The 15532-nt window shown below is 70.0% G+C and carries 16 protein-coding genes; 9 read left to right on the top strand and 7 right to left on the bottom strand.

Features of this window, described 5'->3' with window-relative positions:
• Nucleotides 1–32 precede the first annotated feature (32 nt).
• Nucleotides 33–983: a zinc metalloprotease HtpX gene (gene htpX, locus VHK87_RS15810; protein WP_329635852.1), complete on the bottom strand. Its 951-nt coding sequence runs from the start codon at nt 981–983 to the stop codon at nt 33–35.
• 126 nt (nt 984–1109) lie between these two features.
• Here htpX and VHK87_RS15805 point away from each other — a divergent pair, with 126 nt between their 5' ends.
• Nucleotides 1110–2558, top strand: a complete 1449-nt coding sequence (locus VHK87_RS15805) for an AMP nucleosidase (protein ID WP_329635851.1) — start codon at nt 1110–1112, stop codon at nt 2556–2558.
• Between the two features lie 86 nt (nt 2559–2644).
• Here VHK87_RS15805 and VHK87_RS15800 read toward each other — a convergent pair whose 3' ends face one another.
• The 3 genes from VHK87_RS15800 to VHK87_RS15790 all read right to left on the bottom strand — a co-directional run bounded on the left by VHK87_RS15800 (nt 2645) and on the right by VHK87_RS15790 (nt 4773).
• Nucleotides 2645–3277, bottom strand: coding sequence for a phosphatase PAP2 family protein (locus VHK87_RS15800; RefSeq protein WP_329635850.1), 633 nt, complete (start codon nt 3275–3277; stop codon nt 2645–2647).
• 288 nt (nt 3278–3565) lie between these two features.
• Nucleotides 3566–3895 carry a hypothetical protein gene (locus VHK87_RS15795; RefSeq protein ID WP_329635849.1) on the bottom strand — a complete coding sequence of 110 codons (330 nt, stop codon included), beginning with the start codon at nt 3893–3895 and terminating at the stop codon, nt 3566–3568.
• Between the two features lie 362 nt (nt 3896–4257).
• On the bottom strand, nt 4258–4773 hold the full coding sequence (locus tag VHK87_RS15790; RefSeq protein WP_329635848.1) for a hypothetical protein: 516 nt from the start codon (nt 4771–4773) through the stop codon (nt 4258–4260).
• A gap of 139 nt (nt 4774–4912) precedes the next feature.
• On the opposite strand from VHK87_RS15790, the gene VHK87_RS15785 reads away from it, so the two are divergent.
• From VHK87_RS15785 to VHK87_RS15755, 7 genes are all read left to right on the top strand, one after another.
• Nucleotides 4913–7126, top strand: a complete 2214-nt coding sequence (locus VHK87_RS15785; RefSeq protein ID WP_329635847.1) for a methyl-accepting chemotaxis protein — start codon at nt 4913–4915, stop codon at nt 7124–7126.
• 19 nt (nt 7127–7145) lie between these two features.
• Nucleotides 7146–7586, top strand: a complete 441-nt coding sequence (locus VHK87_RS15780; protein WP_329635846.1) for a YciI family protein — start codon at nt 7146–7148, stop codon at nt 7584–7586.
• Between the two features lie 49 nt (nt 7587–7635).
• Nucleotides 7636–8403 (top strand): tyrosine-protein phosphatase, encoded by a 768-nt coding sequence (locus VHK87_RS15775; RefSeq protein WP_329635845.1) that lies wholly within the window; start codon nt 7636–7638, stop codon nt 8401–8403.
• 177 nt (nt 8404–8580) lie between these two features.
• Nucleotides 8581–9753, top strand: coding sequence for an alanine--glyoxylate aminotransferase family protein (locus VHK87_RS15770; protein WP_329635844.1), 1173 nt, complete (start codon nt 8581–8583; stop codon nt 9751–9753).
• A 76-nt stretch (nt 9754–9829) separates the two neighbouring features.
• The gene (locus VHK87_RS15765) at nt 9830–11278 is read left to right on the top strand and encodes an MFS transporter (RefSeq protein WP_329635843.1); all 1449 of its coding nucleotides are present in this window, start codon (nt 9830–9832) and stop codon (nt 11276–11278) included.
• Nucleotides 11279–11316: 38 nt separating this feature from the next.
• The gene (locus VHK87_RS15760) at nt 11317–12657 is read left to right on the top strand and encodes an anthranilate synthase component I family protein (RefSeq protein WP_329635842.1); all 1341 of its coding nucleotides are present in this window, start codon (nt 11317–11319) and stop codon (nt 12655–12657) included.
• Nucleotides 12654–13424 carry an aminotransferase class IV gene (locus tag VHK87_RS15755; protein ID WP_329635841.1) on the top strand — a complete coding sequence of 257 codons (771 nt, stop codon included), beginning with the start codon at nt 12654–12656 and terminating at the stop codon, nt 13422–13424. The genes VHK87_RS15760 and VHK87_RS15755 overlap by 4 nt, the downstream gene beginning before the upstream one ends.
• Here the strand turns inward: VHK87_RS15755 and VHK87_RS15750 are convergent.
• The 3 genes from VHK87_RS15750 to VHK87_RS15740 form a co-directional block, all read right to left on the bottom strand.
• Complete coding sequence (locus VHK87_RS15750) at nt 13421–13966, bottom strand: TadE/TadG family type IV pilus assembly protein (RefSeq protein ID WP_329635840.1); 546 nt, start codon at nt 13964–13966, stop codon at nt 13421–13423. The two genes, VHK87_RS15755 and VHK87_RS15750, sit on opposite strands and share 4 nt — an antisense overlap.
• On the bottom strand, nt 13966–14526 hold the full coding sequence (locus VHK87_RS15745; RefSeq protein ID WP_329635839.1) for a TadE/TadG family type IV pilus assembly protein: 561 nt from the start codon (nt 14524–14526) through the stop codon (nt 13966–13968). Before VHK87_RS15745 ends, VHK87_RS15750 begins: the two co-directional genes overlap by 1 nt.
• 75 nt (nt 14527–14601) lie before the next feature.
• Entirely contained in the window at nt 14602–15018 is a 417-nt protein-coding gene (locus tag VHK87_RS15740) for a pilus assembly protein N-terminal domain-containing protein (RefSeq protein WP_329635838.1), read from the bottom strand.
• Nucleotides 15019–15312: 294 nt separating this feature from the next.
• Here VHK87_RS15740 and VHK87_RS15735 point away from each other — a divergent pair, with 294 nt between their 5' ends.
• Complete coding sequence (locus VHK87_RS15735; RefSeq protein ID WP_329635837.1) at nt 15313–15477, top strand: Flp family type IVb pilin; 165 nt, start codon at nt 15313–15315, stop codon at nt 15475–15477.
• Nucleotides 15478–15532: the final 55 nt, after the last annotated feature.

Raw genomic sequence — 15532 nt, 5'->3', positions numbered from 1 at the left:
CCGACTTGCGTCGGGATGAGCGGTGCTGAGGGTCAGCTCCAGGGCAGGCGCGGGCCGGTGCGGGTCACTGGAACGCTGGTCCCGCGGTGGCCGGAGGCGACCCGCGCCGCCGGCTTCGGCGCGGCGATCCCCGTCAGCCTCATCAGCGCCGCCACCCGGTTGTGGGTCGCCGGGTGGGTGGAGAAGAGGTTGTCGGCGCCGCGGCCGGTCAGGGGGTTGATGATGAACATGTGGGCGGTGGCCGGATTGCGCTCGGCGTCCGCGTTGACGTAGCCGCCGCGCGCGTAGGCGTCGATCTTCTGCAGGGCGGAGGCCAGCGCCTGCGGATCGCCGCTGATCTCGGCGCCGTGGCGGTCGGCCTCGTACTCGCGCCCGCGGCTGATGGCGAACTGAACCAGCGCGGCCGCCATCGGCGCGAGCAGCGCCACCACGATCGCGCCAATCAGCCCGGTGGGCCGGCCCTCCTCGTCGCGGCCGCCGAAGAAGAAGGCGAAGTTGGCGAGCGCCGAGATGGCCCCGGCGATGGTGGCGGTCACCGTCATGGTCAGCGTGTCGCGGTTCTTCACGTGCGCCAGTTCGTGGGCCATCACCCCGCGGATCTCGCGCCGGTCGAGCATCGAGAGCAGGCCGGTGGTGGCGGCCACGGCGGCGTGCTGCGGGTCGCGGCCGGTGGCGAAGGCGTTGGGCTGGGGGTTGTCTATCACATGCACCGCGGGCCGGGGCAGGCTGGCCCGGTCGGCCAGCTCGTGCACGTCGCGGACGTAATTGCGGATCAGCGGCTCGGGGTGGTGCTCGTCGACCGGCTGGGCCCGGTACATCCGCAGCACGATCTTGTCGGCGTTCCAGTAGCTGACCAGGTTCATGCCCGCCGCCAGCACGAAGGCGATGGCCATGCCGGTCGCCCCGCCGACCATGTAGCCGGCCCCCACGAAAATCGCGGTCAGGGCCGCGAGCAGCACGAACGTGCGAAGGTGGTTCTTCATCTTCCTGTTTTGCGTTCACCCGATAAGGGGCCCTATCGCCCCGCCCTTTCGAATATGGGGACCGGCGAGCCCGCGCCCAAGGCGGCCGCGCTCGCCTCGGCCCGGCTGCGCAGGCTATAAGAACCGATGACTCCAGAAGACCGCGCCCGTGAGATCGTTGGGCGCCTCACGCAAGAATACTCAGCCTCGGTCGACGCGCTCCGCACCGCCCTCAAGGCCTTCCTGCTGGCAGGCGAGCCGCCCGATCCCGAGCTGCGCCGATCCGGCGCCTTCGTCTATCCGGAGCTGAGGCTGACCTGGCCAGCGGGGCGGGAGTTCCCCAGGCTGTCGCGGGCCTACGCGCGCATCTCTGCGCCGGGGAGCTACGCCGTCACCGTCACCCGGCCGGACCTGTTCCGCGACTACCTGTGCGAACAGCTGACCCTCTTGATGCAGGACTTCGACGTCGAGCTGGACGTCGGCCGCTCGGACCAGGAGATCCCCTTCCCCTACGTGCTGGACGGCTCGGACCTGGCGCTCGCGGACGTCGGCTCGGCGGCCATAGCCCGGCACTTTCCGACCACCGAGCTCGCCTTCATCGGCGATGAGATCGCCGACGGCTACTGGCAGCAGGGCGAGCGCGAGGAGCGGCCGCTGGCCCTGTTCGACGCGCTGCGCACCGACTTCTCGCTGGCGCGCCTGGCCCACTACATGGGCACCCCCGCCGAGCACGTTCAGCAGTACGTCCTCTTCACCAACTACCACCGCTACGTGGACGAGTTCGTCCGCTGGGCGATCCGCAAACTGGAGGAGGACGGGCCCTACACAGCCCTCTCCGCCGCCGGCCGGGTGGTGGTGACCAAGCAGACGGCGAACGCCGAGCACGCCGTCTCCGAAGCGGCGTGGCGCAAGCATCAGATGCCCGGCTACCACCTGCTGGCCGAGGACGGCCGCGGCGTCTCCCTCATCAACATCGGCGTCGGCCCCTCCAACGCCAAGACGATCACCGACCACCTGGCGGTGCTGCGGCCGCAGGCCTGGATGATGATCGGCCACTGCGGCGGCCTGCGCGGCTCGCAGACCATCGGCGACTATGTGCTGGCCCACGCCTATCTGCGCGACGACCACGTGTTGGACTCGGTGCTGCCGCCGGAGATCCCCATCCCGCCGATCGCCGAGGTGCAGCAGGCGCTGAACCGGGCGGCGGAGATCGTCACCGGCGAGAGCGGCGACGTGCTCAAGCGCCGCCTGCGCACCGGCACCGTGGTGACCACCGACGACCGCAACTGGGAGCTCCGCTTCTCGCTCTCAGCCATACGCTTCAACCAGTCCCGGGCGGTGGCCATCGACATGGAGAGCGCCACCATCGCCGCCCAGGGCTATCGGTTCCGGGTGCCCTACGGAACGCTGCTATGCGTCTCCGACAAGCCGCTGCACGGGGAGATCAAGCTGCCCGGCCAGGCCAACGCCTTCTACGAGCGGGCCATCGGCCAGCACCTGCAGATCGGCCTGGCCGCCATGGACCTGCTCCGCGAGGAGGGCCACCGCCTCCACTCCCGCAAGCTGCGCAGCTTTGACGAGCCGCCGTTCCGCTAGAGGTTGCGCTTAGCGTTTGGAGCAAGGTCTGCGTGCTGTCCGAGCGCCCCATGTCCCCTTTCGACCCCAAGCGTCGAAAGAAATGCTCACGAGGCCTCTGCACGAGCCGAATTGACCCGATCGAGGATCGGAACAGGGGTCCTTTCGGAGGAGATGCGCTCCGCCATCTGTGCTGTCCGCCGCCAGAGCCACGCGGTCGCCGCTCCAGAAGCCAGACCGATGCCGGCGCCTGCCGCAACATCAGAGGGCCAGTGGGCGCCCTTGGACATGCGACTCCATCCGACGAGGCCACAGAGCGGAGCGCTGTATCGCAGGGACCCTGGGTAGATGCGCCACAGCGCAGACGCCGCCGCCACAGCTCCGGCCATGTGCCCTGAGGGAAAGGATTGCTCAGGCTTTGCCTTAGAGCCGCCTGTGTTGCGCTCGTAGCGCGCCTCATCCAGCAACACATGAGGTCGCGTGCGTGTCACCAGGCTCTTCAGGCAGCTCTTAGCGAGGTCGGCGCCCGCCACCGCAAGGCCCATCGTTAATCCCGCCTGCGTCAAGCGCGGCCGCCGCAAGACGAGCCCCGTTACCGCGAGCAGGCCGCTGAGCACATAGAGGGGCTCCTGATCGGAGAGCTTGCCGACCTTCGCCACAGCCTTGACGAGCGGCCGGTCACGGTGGGCGGCTAGGCGCCGGCCCAGCCTCAAATCGGCGCTTTCCAACTGGTCGGCCACTGGAGCTTGGACTAACTCTGATTGCGGAACCACGCGCCTCTCCAAGAGACAGCGCCACCTGGCGCAGGTGCGCTAACTCCCTGTCGACGATTGCGCTCCGCGCCCGAAATGAAACAGCCGGTCGATAGCCGCGATGGAGGAGGTCGCCGCGGCCACCTTCGGCGTGTCAGCTCAACGCAAGTGACGCGCAGCGGTCATTTGCGGCCGTTGCACGTCCCGGCCTCACCCGATCTTTGTACCGCCAGAGGCCAAACAGCACGCGTGGCGTCGATGCGGCTGGTCGAGGCCTTACTGTGGCGCAGGCTCCGCCCCTTCGTTTTCGCGGACTTCGGCGGCCGAGATGAAGGCGACGGCGGCCTCATCCAGGATCCACATGCCGACGAAGGACGGGTTCTGCGGATCCAGCTCCTCGTCGATCAGGTCGCCCTCGTAGAGGCTGACGTTGCTGTAGTCGAAGTCCAGGGACAGCTGTGTGGCCAGGCCAAGCATCTCGTCTGCCATCCGGCGCGCGTACCCGATGGCTTCGCTCTCATTCCCGAAATCGTCCGCGAGCGTATTGATCTCGGCCTCGTCGCTGCCTTGCGCCGCACTGGTGGTGACGATGGTGTAGGCGGGCATGGTGATCTCTCTTGCTTGGGAAGGCCTCACCTAGCGCGTTTGCAGGGCGAGCGGGGCACAAACTGAAAGACCGCCGTCCGCGACCTTCGCTCAGCGCCCGGACGGACGTCAGCCGCCCTGCCCCAGCGGGCGGCTGCGAGACGCGGCCAGCGCCGTCCTCTGCCGCGGTGTTTTGGGGGTGGCGGGCGCCCGGTGGCGCTATCGTTGAGAATGCACATCACGTTTGCGCCCGCCGGACCAGCAGCCGCGCATTCTATCGTCCCCTCGATTTCGCACGCCTCCCGGCACAACCTGCGCTAGCCCCGTCCGCAAACCACCCTTGTGGACATCCGCAGTGTCCGGTTGGTGCTCTGAGTACAGCCCTAGGCGGTCAGAGCCTGCTCGCAGGCTCTAATGAAGGCGTCGCGGACCTCGCGTTGGGGGGGCGGATGCGGGCCGAGGTTGGTTGCGCCATAGTTCGCGGCGATAGGCTGGCCGCTGCCAAGCGCGGCGATCAGCGCCGGCGACAGCGGAGCCTTGGCCTCGACGAACGGCAGGCCGGAGGAGACATCGGCCACAAGGGTGAAGAGCGTCTCGCCGACGCCGAGCGTGAAGCGCTCTTCGCTGCCGATCGGCTGGACGTCCGCCGCCTGCGCGACGAACTCGGCAGGGCCCCGCCGGCAGACCAGCCGCAGCCGCTCGATGCCGTCGCCGTCGCTGAACACCAGCGCCGAGCCCGCAGTGGCGGAAGCCTCGAGCCGCCAGGGACCTTCGTCGTTCGGCGCCGGCGCGGTGGTGACCTCTTCGGCAGGCGCCTGCGTGTCCTGGCGCTCGCACGAGGCGACGGCGAACGCGGCCGTCAAGGCGGCGACGAGGATCACGTTTGGCCAGGACTTCATCGCCGCCAGATCGCCCGCCGCCGGGGCAAATGCAAGCCAAGCTAAACTCGACGTTAAGCAACTTCGCGCTCTTCAGGACCTCTTCGTTGCTGTGTCGCTTTCGGTGTTTCGCATGCGTGGTTCCGTTTCCGCGAAGTTGTTGGGTGTAGCGGGGGCGGCGATCGGGCTGTTGCTGTTCGGCGCGGCGGGAGTCCTGGGCCTTCAGTCCCAGAAGACCGTGGGCGGCCTATCCGACAGCTACGGCGTGGCCATCGGGCAGTCGGCCGCCGGCGAAGTCGGCGCGCGGCTCACCAGGGTCGAGGCGGCGGCCCAGAGCATGGCCTCGGCGATCGCCAAGACTCACGAGCGGGGCGAACGGGACCGGGCCGCGGTCGTCGAGCTTCTGAAGCCGAACGCCTCGGCCTCTGACCTCGTCATGGGCAGCTGGTTCTTCTCCGCCCCCGGGGCTTGGGACGGTCGCGACTCGGAGATGGTTGGCCGCACCGACCTGGGCTCCAACAGCTCCGGGGCGTTCATGCCCTATGTGGCGCGGAGCGATGGGCGCCTTGCCATCGAACCGCCTGAGGACAGCGCCGTCTATGGCCAGGAGTTCTACGAGCTGGCCGCTAAGAGCGGCCGGCCCGCCATCACCGAGCCCTACCCGTACGAGGTCGGCGGCAAGACTGTGCTGATGACCTCCGTGGCCTTTCCGGTGGTCTCAAAAGGGCGGCTGATCGGCGTCGCCGGCCTCGACATCGCCCTCGACGACCTCGCCGCCAGCCTTGACCAGCTGAAGCCCTATGGCGACGGACGGGTCATGCTGCTGTCCGGCGACGCCAAGTGGGTGTCCCACCCGGACGAGGCGCTGAGGATGAAGCCGTATTCCGACGCGGGCTCCGAAAGCGTGCGCACCGTGCTCAGCTCTGCCAAGGAAGCCGAGATCAAGGGTGTCCGTCAGGGCGCCGACGAGCTGGCCAGGCTGCTGGTTCCGGTGCGGCTGCCGACCTTGAACGCCACCTGGGCCGTGGTGGTGGACGCGCCGGCGAAAACGGTGTCGGCGCCGGTCCGTGAGCTGCTGCTGAGCGTCGCCGTCGGAGGCGTGCTGATCCTGGCGGCGGTGCTGGGCGCGCTCTACGCCGCCGTCCGGATGCTGGTGCAGCGCCCGCTGACCCGCGCCACCAGTGCGGTGGATCGGCTCAGCTCCGGGGACTACGAGACGCAGGTGCCCGGAGCCGACGGCCAGGACGAGCTGGGCGTCATCGCCCGCGCGCTCGAGACGTTGCGCCACGAGCTCGCCGATGCACGGCGGCTGCGCGAGCAGCAGGAGCGGCTGCGCGCCGAGTCTGAGGCCGAGCGCACCGAAAACGCCCGCTCGCGGGAGGCGGCGGCGAAGGAGCTGGAGATGGTGGTGGATGTTCTTGCATCCGGCCTGTCCAGCGTTTCCCAGGGGGACCTGACGGTCCGGGTGCGAACCGAGGTGCCGTCCGCCTACCGCAAGCTGAAGGACGACTTCAACGCCGCCTTGGACAAGCTGCAGCAGGCGATGACCGTCGTCGCGGGCAAGACGGAGACTATCACGTCGGGCGCGGGCGAGATCAGCCAGGCGGCGGACAACCTGTCCAAGCGGACGGAACAGCAGGCCGCCAGCCTGGAGGAAACGGCGGCGGCCCTCGACCAGATCACCGCCACGGTGCAGCGCACCGCGGAGAATGCGGGCCAGGCCCGGGGCCTGGTCGCCGAGGCGCGCTCGACCGCCGAGATCAGCGGAGACGTGGTCTCGAAGGCGGTGGCGGCGATGGGCGAGATCGAGGGCTCGGCCAGCGAGATCGGGAAGATCATCTCGGTGATCGACGAGATCGCCTTCCAGACCAACCTGCTGGCATTGAACGCCGGCGTGGAGGCTGCGCGGGCTGGCGAGGCCGGCAAGGGCTTCGCCGTCGTCGCTTCCGAGGTGCGCGCTCTGGCGCAACGGTCGGCCGAGGCGGCCAAGGAGATCAAGACGCTGATCTCCACCTCGTCGACGCAGGTGGAGGCCGGGGTCGAGTTGGTGGCTAGGACGCGCACCGCGCTGGACGAGATTGCCGGTCAGGTCGGGCGTATCAGCCATTTGATGACCGAGATCGCGACATCGGCGCAGGAGCAGGCGGTCGGCTTGGCGCAGGTGAACGGGGCCGTGAACCAGATGGACCAGATGACGCAGCAGAACGCGGCGATGGTCGAGGAGTCCACCGCCGCGAGCCGCGCGCTGGCTCAGGAGGCTGTCGAGCTGCGGCGGCTCATGGGCCAGTTCACACTCGAGGAGGGCGCCTCCCCCGCGTCCAAGGCTTCGCCGGCCCGGCAGCAGCAGGAGCGGTTGGCGCGCGCATTCGGATAACCTTGAGCCAAGAGCGCCGATGGGCTTCCATGGCCGCAGCGTCCGTCGCGAGGGAAGCGCAATGCTCTACGCCATACTGGCCTATCATGAGGAACACGTCGTTCAGTCCTGGAGCGCCGATGAGGATTCCGCGCTCATGGACGACCTCCTGAAGGTCAACGACCGCCTCGTCGCGGACGGCAAGCTCGGGCCCGCGGCGCGCCTCGGCGCCACGGCCGATGCGGTCACCCTTCGCGGCCCTGGGAAGGGCGTGGTTCTGGACGGGCCATTCGCCGAGACCAAGGAGCAGCTGCTGGGCCTCTACGTCGTCGAGGCGGCGAGCCGCGGTGAGGCGGTCGAGATGGCGCGGGAGCTGCGCAAGGCCAACCCGACGGCCGTCTACGAAATCCGGCCCATCCTGCTCTACCTGCCGGGCGCAGCGTTCCCCGTCTCAGAGGTTGCGGCGGCGGAGCCGGCGTAGAGCGTCCCGATCCCCTTTCGTTCCGCCGGGACTCGGCTTAGATCGGCGCATGGACCGGCACATCGACTTCGACGGCATCGAGAACTTCCGCGACTTCGGCGGCTACGCCACCCGCTGCGGGCGGGGCGTGAAGCGCCAGAGGCTGTTCCGATCGGCCCACCACGCGGCCGCCACCGAGGCGGACCTCGCCAGGCTCACGGACCTCGGCATCGAGGTGGTGGTGGACCTGCGCCGGCCCTCCGAGCGGCGGCGCGAGCCGTGCCGGCATGAGACTTTCGCCCGCCAGGTGATCGCATCCGACCTCGACGATCACGACGCCTGGGTGGAGAACGCCCGCGCCGGCGAGCTGGACGCGGAGTGGTTCCGCAACGACTGCCGCCACTTCTACGCGCTAACGCCCTTCGAGGGCCGGCACGTGGAGCTGTTCTCCCGCTGGTTCCATGCCCTGGCGCAGGCGGAAGGAGCGGTGCTGGTCCACTGCGCGGCGGGCAAGGACCGCACCGGCATGATCTGCGCGCTGACGCACCACATCTGCGGCGTGCACGAGGACGACATCGTCGCCGACTATCTGCTGACCAACGAGGAGAGCCGGATCACCCGACGGATGGCCTCGCTCGGGGACTTCCTCGAGCAGAACCTCGGCCGCCGGCCCGCCGACGAGGCGCTGCGGGTGGGCGTTTCGGTCGCGCCGGAATACCTGCACATCGCCTTCGACCGCATGGCAGAGGAATGCGGCTCCATCGACGGCTATCTGACCGAGGTGCTGGGCGTCGACGCCGGGCTGCGGGAGAAGATCGCGGCGAAGGTCCTGGGCTGATCCTGGAACGAGCAGCGCCCGCCGCAGGCCTCACCGCGACGGGCGCTTATCAGGGACGGACCCTCCGAAGAGATCCTGTGGATTAATTTGCGCTGGGCCGGGATTTTCCACTAATCACCCCGCCGTGACGCACGCAAACGTGACGCGCCGGCGCCCAGAGGCGCCGCAGGAGGGGTGATGCAGAGTTTCCAGCCGCCGCGCCGGATCCTGATGGGGCCGGGCCCGTCCGACGTCAGCCCGCGGGTGCTGGCCGCCCTGTCGCGGCCGACCATCGGCCATCTGGACCCCGACTTCCAGGGGCTGATGGAGGAGATCAAATCCGCCCTGCAGCGGCTGATGGGCGCCCCCGACCACGCCTGCATCCCGCTGCCCGCGCCCGGCACCGCCGGCATGGAGGCGGCGATCATGAACCTGCTGGAGCCGGGCGACCGGGCGGTGATCTGCGTCAACGGCGCCTTCGGCGGCCGGATGGCCGACATGGCCGGCCGGGCGGGCGCCGAGGTCGTGACCGTCGACGACCAATGGGGCCAGCCGGTCGACCTGGCCAAGGTCGAGGAGGCGCTGAAAGCCGCGCCCACCAAGGTGCTGGCCTTCGTCCATGCGGAGACCTCCACCGGCGCGCGCAGCGACGCGGCGGCGCTGTGCCGGCTGGCGCGCGAGAACGGCGCCCTCTCCATCGTCGACTGCGTGACCTCCCTGGGCGGCATCCCGGTGGACGCCGCGGCCTGGGACGCTGACGCGATCTATTCCGGCACCCAGAAGTGCCTTTCCGCCCCGCCGGGTCTGTCGCCCTTCGCCCTCTCGAAGCGGGCTCAGGCGGCGATCGCCTCGCGCAAGGAAAAGCCCCGCAACTGGCTCTGCGACTTCGGCCTCCTGATGAGCTACTGGGGCGGCGAGGGCGGCCGGACCTATCACCACACCGCCCCGATCAACGCCCTTTACGGGCTGCACGAGGCGTTGGTGGTGCTGTTCGAGGAAGGCCAGCAGGCGGCCTGCGTCCGCCACGCACGGATGCACGAGGCGCTGGTCGCGGGGCTCGAGGCGGCGGGCTTGAAACTGTTGGTCGACCCGGCCCACAGGCTGCCGCAGCTCAACGCCGTGTTGGTTCCGGACGGGATCGACGAGGCGGCCGTCCGCACTCACGTCCTCAAGGGCTGGGACCTGGAGATCGGCGCCGGCCTCGGCCCGCTGAAGGGCAAGGTCTGGCGGATCGGCCTGATGGGCGCGTCGGCCACCCCCTGGCACGTGCGCCTGTGCCTGACCGCGCTCTGCGAGGCGCTGGCGGCGCAGGGGTACAAGGTGAACGCCACAGAGGTGCTCGCCGCCGCCGACGCGAAGCTGGCCGGCTAGCTCGACAGCCGCCCGGCGAGCGACCACTATCCCCCGATGAGGCCGCCGCCAGAGCGGCCGACGGGGGAGGCGAGACGTGACCGAATCCACAGCCGTGGAGTCCCACGGCCCGGCCGCGGTGGTCGATCCGCCGGCCGCGGCCGAACTGGGCGGCGATGCGCCTCTGAACCGTGGGGCGCTGGCCTGGTCGCTGTTCGAGGGCGCCCGCAACCCCTACGTCATCCTGATCACCATCTACATCTTCATGCCCTACGTGGCGTCGACCCTGGTGGGCGACCCGGTGCGCGGGCAGGAGATCGTCTCGCGCTGGAGCCAGTACTCCGGCTGGGCGGTGATGGCGACGGCGCCGCTGCTGGGCGCGGCCGTGGACCGGATCGGGCGCCGCAAGCCGCTGCTCGCGCCGATCGTCATCCTGATGATCCCGATGATCTGGGCCCTGTGGTGGGCGACGCCTGGCGGGCTTTCGGTGACCTGGGTGATGGCGCTGACCACGATCATCGGCCTGCTGTTCGCCTACACCGAGGTGCTGCACAACTCGCTGCTGGTGCGGGCGGCTGGGCTCTCCGGCGCGCACAAGGCCTCGGGCCTGGCGCTGGCGCTGGGCAACGCCTTTGCGCTGTTGGCGCTCGGCTTCACCGCCTGGGCCTTCGCCCTGCCGGGCAAGGTCGACTGGGGCTTCGTACCCTCGGCCCCGCTGTTCGGCCTCGATCCCGCGGCGCACGAGCCGGAGCGGATCGTCGCCCCCATGGCGGCCGCCATGTTCGCGCTCGGCGCCCTGCCGCTGTTCCTGTTCACGCCGGATGCGCCGAAGACGGGCGTGCCGTTCCTGCGGGCGCTCGCCGACGGGGCGCGGGACCTCTGGCGGATGGTCTCGACGGTCAAGGCGCACAAGGACGCCGCCGTCTTCCTGCTGGCCCGAATGTTCTACGTCGACGGCATGACCGCGATCCTGATCTACGCCGGCATCTATGCGGCGGGAGTGATGGGCTGGGGGCCGCTGGAGATGCTGGTGTTCGGTCTCGTCCTGACCGTGCTGGCGGTGCTGGGCGGCTTCGTCGGCCGTTGGCTGGACGCCGGGCTCGGTCCCCGGCGCGCGGTGCTGGTGGAGATTGGCATGTCGGTGCTGGGCGTCATCGCCTTCATCGGCATGGCGCCGGCCCGGATCCTCTACTTCTGGAGCTTCGATGCGGCCGCGCACCCGCCGCTGTGGGACGGGCCGGTGTTCCGCACCCTGCCGGAGCTGATCTTCATCCTGATCGGCTTCTCCAACGCGGTGTTCATCACCGCTCACTACGCCTCCAGCCGTACCCTGCTGACCCGCCTGACCCCGCCGGAGCAGACCGGCGCCTTCTTCGGCGTCTACGCACTGTCCGGCACGGCGACGATCTGGTTGGGCTCGTTCCTGGTGAACCAGGGCACCCGCATCTTCGGCACGCAGCAGGGCGGATTCGCGACCATCATCCTGCTGCTGGCGGCCGGTTTCGTCGGCCTCTTCTTCGTCAGAGGCGGCGATCGGGCCCGCTGAGCCTTCCGCCGAGCCCCGCCGGGGGCTATTGCCCCGCCATGCGCTGCACGGTCCTGCTCGACGCGCCCTGGCGCGAGCCCCTCGAGGCGCTCTCCGCCTTCGCGGACGAGCCCTGGGCGGTCGGCCTCGTCTCGGGCGGCGCGGGGCCCCAGGCGCGCTGGTCCTACCTGGCCCGCGAGCCGGACGCGACGCTGGTCGTCGGCCCGGGTGATCCGATCGAGCCGTTCGAAGCGCTACGAGACCTGTTGGGCGAGCCCGCGCCCGCAGCGCCGGAAGGCCCGCCGTTCCAGGGCGGCCTGATGGGCCTGGCCGGCTACGAGCTCGGGGCTCGAGTGGAGCCCCTGGCGCTGGCCCGCAAACCCGGCTGGCCGGACCTCGCGGCCGCCCGTTATCCGGCGGTGCTGGCGTTCGACCACGTGGACAGGAGGGTCGTCGCCGTCGGCCGGGGCGAGGCGCCCGCCGAGGCCGAGATGCGCGCCCAGGCGGCGATCGGCTGGTTCGAGGCGCCGCGAGTCGCCCCGTACCGCGGCCCTCTCACGTCGGGCCTGACCGCCTCCAGCGGCCAAGGCCACGAGGCGGTGGTCGCCGACGTGGTGCGGCGGGTGCAGGCGGGTGAGATCTTCCAGGCCAATGTCGCCCGCAGTTGGACGGGCGGGCTTCGGCCCGGCGCGCGGCCCTTCGACCTGTTGGTCCGGCTGGCCTCACAGAGCCCCGCGCCATTTGCGGCCTATCTGCGCCTGCCGGGGCTGGCGGTGGTGTCCAATTCGCCGGAGCGGTTCCTGCGGCTGCAGGGCCGGCGGGCCGAAAGCCGGCCGATCAAGGGCACGCGTCCGCGCGGCCGCACCCCGTGCGAGGACGCCGAGTTCGCCGCCGAGCTCATCGCCAGCGCCAAGGACCGCGCCGAGAACCTGATGATCGTCGATCTGATGCGAAACGACCTGGCGCGGGTGGCGACGCCCGGCAGCGTCCGCGTCCCGGACCTGTTCGCGGTGGAGAGCTTCGCCAACGTCCACCACCTGGTCTCCACCGTCACCGCCGAGCTGGCGCCCGGCCGCGCCGCGCCGGACCTGCTGCGGGCCGCTTTTCCGCCGGGTTCGGTGACCGGCGCGCCCAAGGTGCAGGCGATGAAGGTGATCGCCGCCCACGAGCTGCCGCGCGGCCCCTACTGCGGCTCGCTGTTCTGGATGGGCTTCGACGGGGCGATGGACTCCAGCGTCCTGATCCGCACCGCCGCGCTTGAGGAGACCGCCCGCGGCTGGGCTGTCGAGGCGCGGGCCGGCGGCGGCGTGGTCGCCGATTCAGAGCCCGGAGCCGAGCGGCGCGAGACCGAGGCGAAGATCGCCGCCCTGGCGCGGGCGCTCTGCGGGGCGGGCCCGTGATCCCGCCAGACGACCGCGGCCTGACGCTCGGCGACGGGCTCTTCGAGACGGTGCTGGCCCAGGCGGGCCAACTGGTCGACTGGCAGGCGCACCTGCACCGGATGGCGGCGGGCTGCGAGGTTTTGGGCTTGCCGGCTGCGGAGCCGCAGGAGGCGGAGCGTCTGGCGCGTGAGGCCCTGGCTGCGGCCGGTCTGGACCAGGCCCGCGCGGCCGTGCGCCTGACGCTGACCGCCGGCTCGGGCGGGCGCGGGCTGGACCGTCCGGACCCCGTCCGCAGCCGGATGTTCGCGATCGCCGCCCCGGCGCCGGCGCCCTTAGGCCCCGCCCGGTTGATCACCGCCAAAGTGCGCCGCAACGCCGACTCGCCGGCCTCGCGCCTGAAGGCGCTCGCCTATCTCGACAATGTGCTGGCCAGGCAGGAGGCGCGGGCGGCCGGGGCCGACGAGGCGGTGATGGTCAACACACGCGGCGAGCTCGCCTGCGCGGCGGCGGCCAACCTGTTCTGGATCCGCGACGGTCGGATCGAGACGCCGGACCTGGCCTGCGGGGTGCTGGCCGGGGTGATGCGAGCTCGGGTGCTGGCCGCGGCGGCGGCGCTCGGCGAGCCCGTCGCCAAAGTGCGGGCGACCGAGGCGGCGCTGGAAGCGGCGCAGGCCGTGTTCCTGACCAATAGCCTGATCGGCCTTCGGCCGGTCGCGGCCTGGAACGGGCGCAGCTTCGGGCCGTCGGCCCTGGTGGACCGGCTGGCCGCGCTGGTCGCAGCCTAGTCGCAGTCGGTGCAGGCCACCTGGGCGGCCTGGCGGGGCCGCAGGAAGAACCGCTGCTTGAAGGTCATGGTTTCGTCGATGACGTAGCCGATCACCGGCGTGTGCTTGTACTCGACCTCGGCCAGGATCAGGCCTTCGTTTTCGCCGAGCAGGTCCTCCGGCAGGTTCTCGACGCTCGATCCCTTGGTGCGGATGGAGAAGCCGCTGGTGGCGCGGCTCCAGTCTACGGTGACCTCGCCGTCCTCGTCGGAGACCACGCTGCTGATCCTCACCTTCAGGTCGGCGGGCGCGGCCGGGAAGGGCTCCATGATCGTCGGGCCGGTGGCCAGCACCTGGTCCAGCGTCGCCTCGTCGGTCTGGGCGTCCTGGGCCACCAGGTCGGCGGCCATCGAGGCCAGGTGGCTCGACCGCCGCTCGGCCATCAGGCCCATCGTCAGCTCGGCCAGGCCGAAATAGAGGGCGATCATCAGCGGCGCGATGAGCGCGAACTCCACCGCCGCTACGCCCCGCCGGTCGCGGGTGAAGGAAGTAAGACGGCGCATCATGTCGCGCACACGTCCGCCGGCTGGTCGCCCGGGTAGGGCTCGTTCTTGAAGGCCGTGCTGCTCTGGATCAGGCGGGCGCCGTCGGCGGCGGTCGCCATGCTCGGCCGCAGCAGCGGCGTGAAGATCTTCCAGCGGATGGAGGTGCGCACCAGGACCACCTGGCCCGGCCCGCCCGCCTCGAAGCAGGCCTCGTCCGGATCATACGCCGGCGGGTTCAGCATGGCCGGCAGGCTGGCGTAGGCGCGCACGTCGACGTCCAGCTGGGCCGCGCACGTGTTTCCTATCCAGGCCAGCCCCTCGCAGACCAGCTCCTCGAAGTCCGCGGAGCTGACGCCGCCGCCTTCCTGGAACTCGCCGGTGCGGATCTGGCGGGAGGCTTCCTGCGTCGCGTGTTCGAGGGTGGTCGAGACCAGGAACACAAGGCCGAGCTCCAGTATGCCCATCAGCAGCAGGAAGAACGGCGTGGCGATCAGCGCGAACTCGACCGCGGTCGCGCCGTCCCGGGCGCGGGCGAGGCGCCGGATCTGGGTTGCGATGCGGGCGAAGCTGGCGGCCATTGGGTCCTTGCCGGCGTGCGGAAGCGTGGCCGGCAGGCTAGCCGAACGCGGCTAAGCGACCGTTAAGTGCGCCGGCTAGGGTGCGGCGAGGGGCGGCTGGGACTGAGCCGGGGCGGCGGAAGAAGCGTCTTCGTCCTTGCGAACCGCGACTTCGCAGTCGGGCGCGCAGGCGTAGTTGCGCTGCTCCGGCCCCCGGTAGAGCGAGACGTGGCCCTTCACTGGCGCACTGACCACCAGGTTCCGGTCGAAGATGGTGCGGCCGGCGGTGTCGACCACCAGCAGGTGGGTCATCCCATAGGCCTTGCCCAGGACCACCAGGTTGCGGGTGTCCAGCATGGTCACGTCGGCCACGTCCGGATTGGCCAGCAGCACGTCGCGGGCCGGGCTCGGCAGCCGGATCCGGGTGCTGTGATCGAGCTCGATCCGCATGGTCTCGGCCGCCGCGGGGGCGGCGAGAACCAGGGCGGCGAAGGCGGCGAGCATCAGGCGCATGTGGGCGGCTCCAACGGTAGAGCGGCAGATTCCGCCGGGAATGGTCAATAAAGCCTAAACCGACCGGCCCTCACGTGCGCGAGAGTCTTAAATGTCGAAGGCGCGATTCTGGCCCGTTTCCGGCGCACGGTTAACGAACATCAATAGTAAATTCGCGTAAACCAAAAGAAAAATTTGGGCAACTAATCGCTTTTACTGGGAATTAAGCGCGATCCGCGAAAGTGGGCTGGTAATCAGGGGCGAGCAGGTCAAGGCCTGGTCCCTCAACACCTGCTCGCAGAAGGAGAGAGAGCAATGTCGAAGTTCGTTTCGCGCTTCATGAAGGACGAGTCCGGCGCCACCGCCATCGAGTATGGCCTGATCGCCGCCCTCATCGCCGTCGTTCTGATCGGCGTTCTGACCCTGCTGGGTGGCAACCTGAACACCAAGTTCAAGACCGTCGCCGACGCTCTGAAGTAAGTTGATGCGCCGCCGCGCGACGCGCGGCGGCGCTTCTTTTTGCTCGGTGTGCGTG

The organism is Phenylobacterium sp. (assembly GCF_036263695.1).
Classification (GTDB): domain Bacteria; phylum Pseudomonadota; class Alphaproteobacteria; order Caulobacterales; family Caulobacteraceae; genus Phenylobacterium.
This window is presented reverse-complemented; position numbering and strand designations above follow the sequence as displayed.

Coding starts and splice junctions, on each gene's coding strand:
- htpX (WP_329635852.1), bottom strand. CDS start 983: ATGAAGAACCACCTTCGCACGTTCGTGCTGCTCGCGGCCCTGACCGCG.
- VHK87_RS15805 (WP_329635851.1), top strand. CDS start 1,110: ATGACTCCAGAAGACCGCGCCCGTGAGATCGTTGGGCGCCTCACGCAA.
- VHK87_RS15795 (WP_329635849.1), bottom strand. CDS start 3,895: ATGCCCGCCTACACCATCGTCACCACCAGTGCGGCGCAAGGCAGCGAC.
- VHK87_RS15790 (WP_329635848.1), bottom strand. CDS start 4,773: ATGAAGTCCTGGCCAAACGTGATCCTCGTCGCCGCCTTGACGGCCGCG.
- VHK87_RS15780 (WP_329635846.1), top strand. CDS start 7,146: ATGGGCTTCCATGGCCGCAGCGTCCGTCGCGAGGGAAGCGCAATGCTC.
- VHK87_RS15775 (WP_329635845.1), top strand. CDS start 7,636: ATGGACCGGCACATCGACTTCGACGGCATCGAGAACTTCCGCGACTTC.
- VHK87_RS15770 (WP_329635844.1), top strand. CDS start 8,581: ATGCAGAGTTTCCAGCCGCCGCGCCGGATCCTGATGGGGCCGGGCCCG.
- VHK87_RS15760 (WP_329635842.1), top strand. CDS start 11,317: ATGCGCTGCACGGTCCTGCTCGACGCGCCCTGGCGCGAGCCCCTCGAG.
- VHK87_RS15750 (WP_329635840.1), bottom strand. CDS start 13,966: ATGCGCCGTCTTACTTCCTTCACCCGCGACCGGCGGGGCGTAGCGGCG.
- VHK87_RS15745 (WP_329635839.1), bottom strand. CDS start 14,526: ATGGCCGCCAGCTTCGCCCGCATCGCAACCCAGATCCGGCGCCTCGCC.
- VHK87_RS15740 (WP_329635838.1), bottom strand. CDS start 15,018: ATGCGCCTGATGCTCGCCGCCTTCGCCGCCCTGGTTCTCGCCGCCCCC.
- VHK87_RS15735 (WP_329635837.1), top strand. CDS start 15,313: ATGTCGAAGTTCGTTTCGCGCTTCATGAAGGACGAGTCCGGCGCCACC.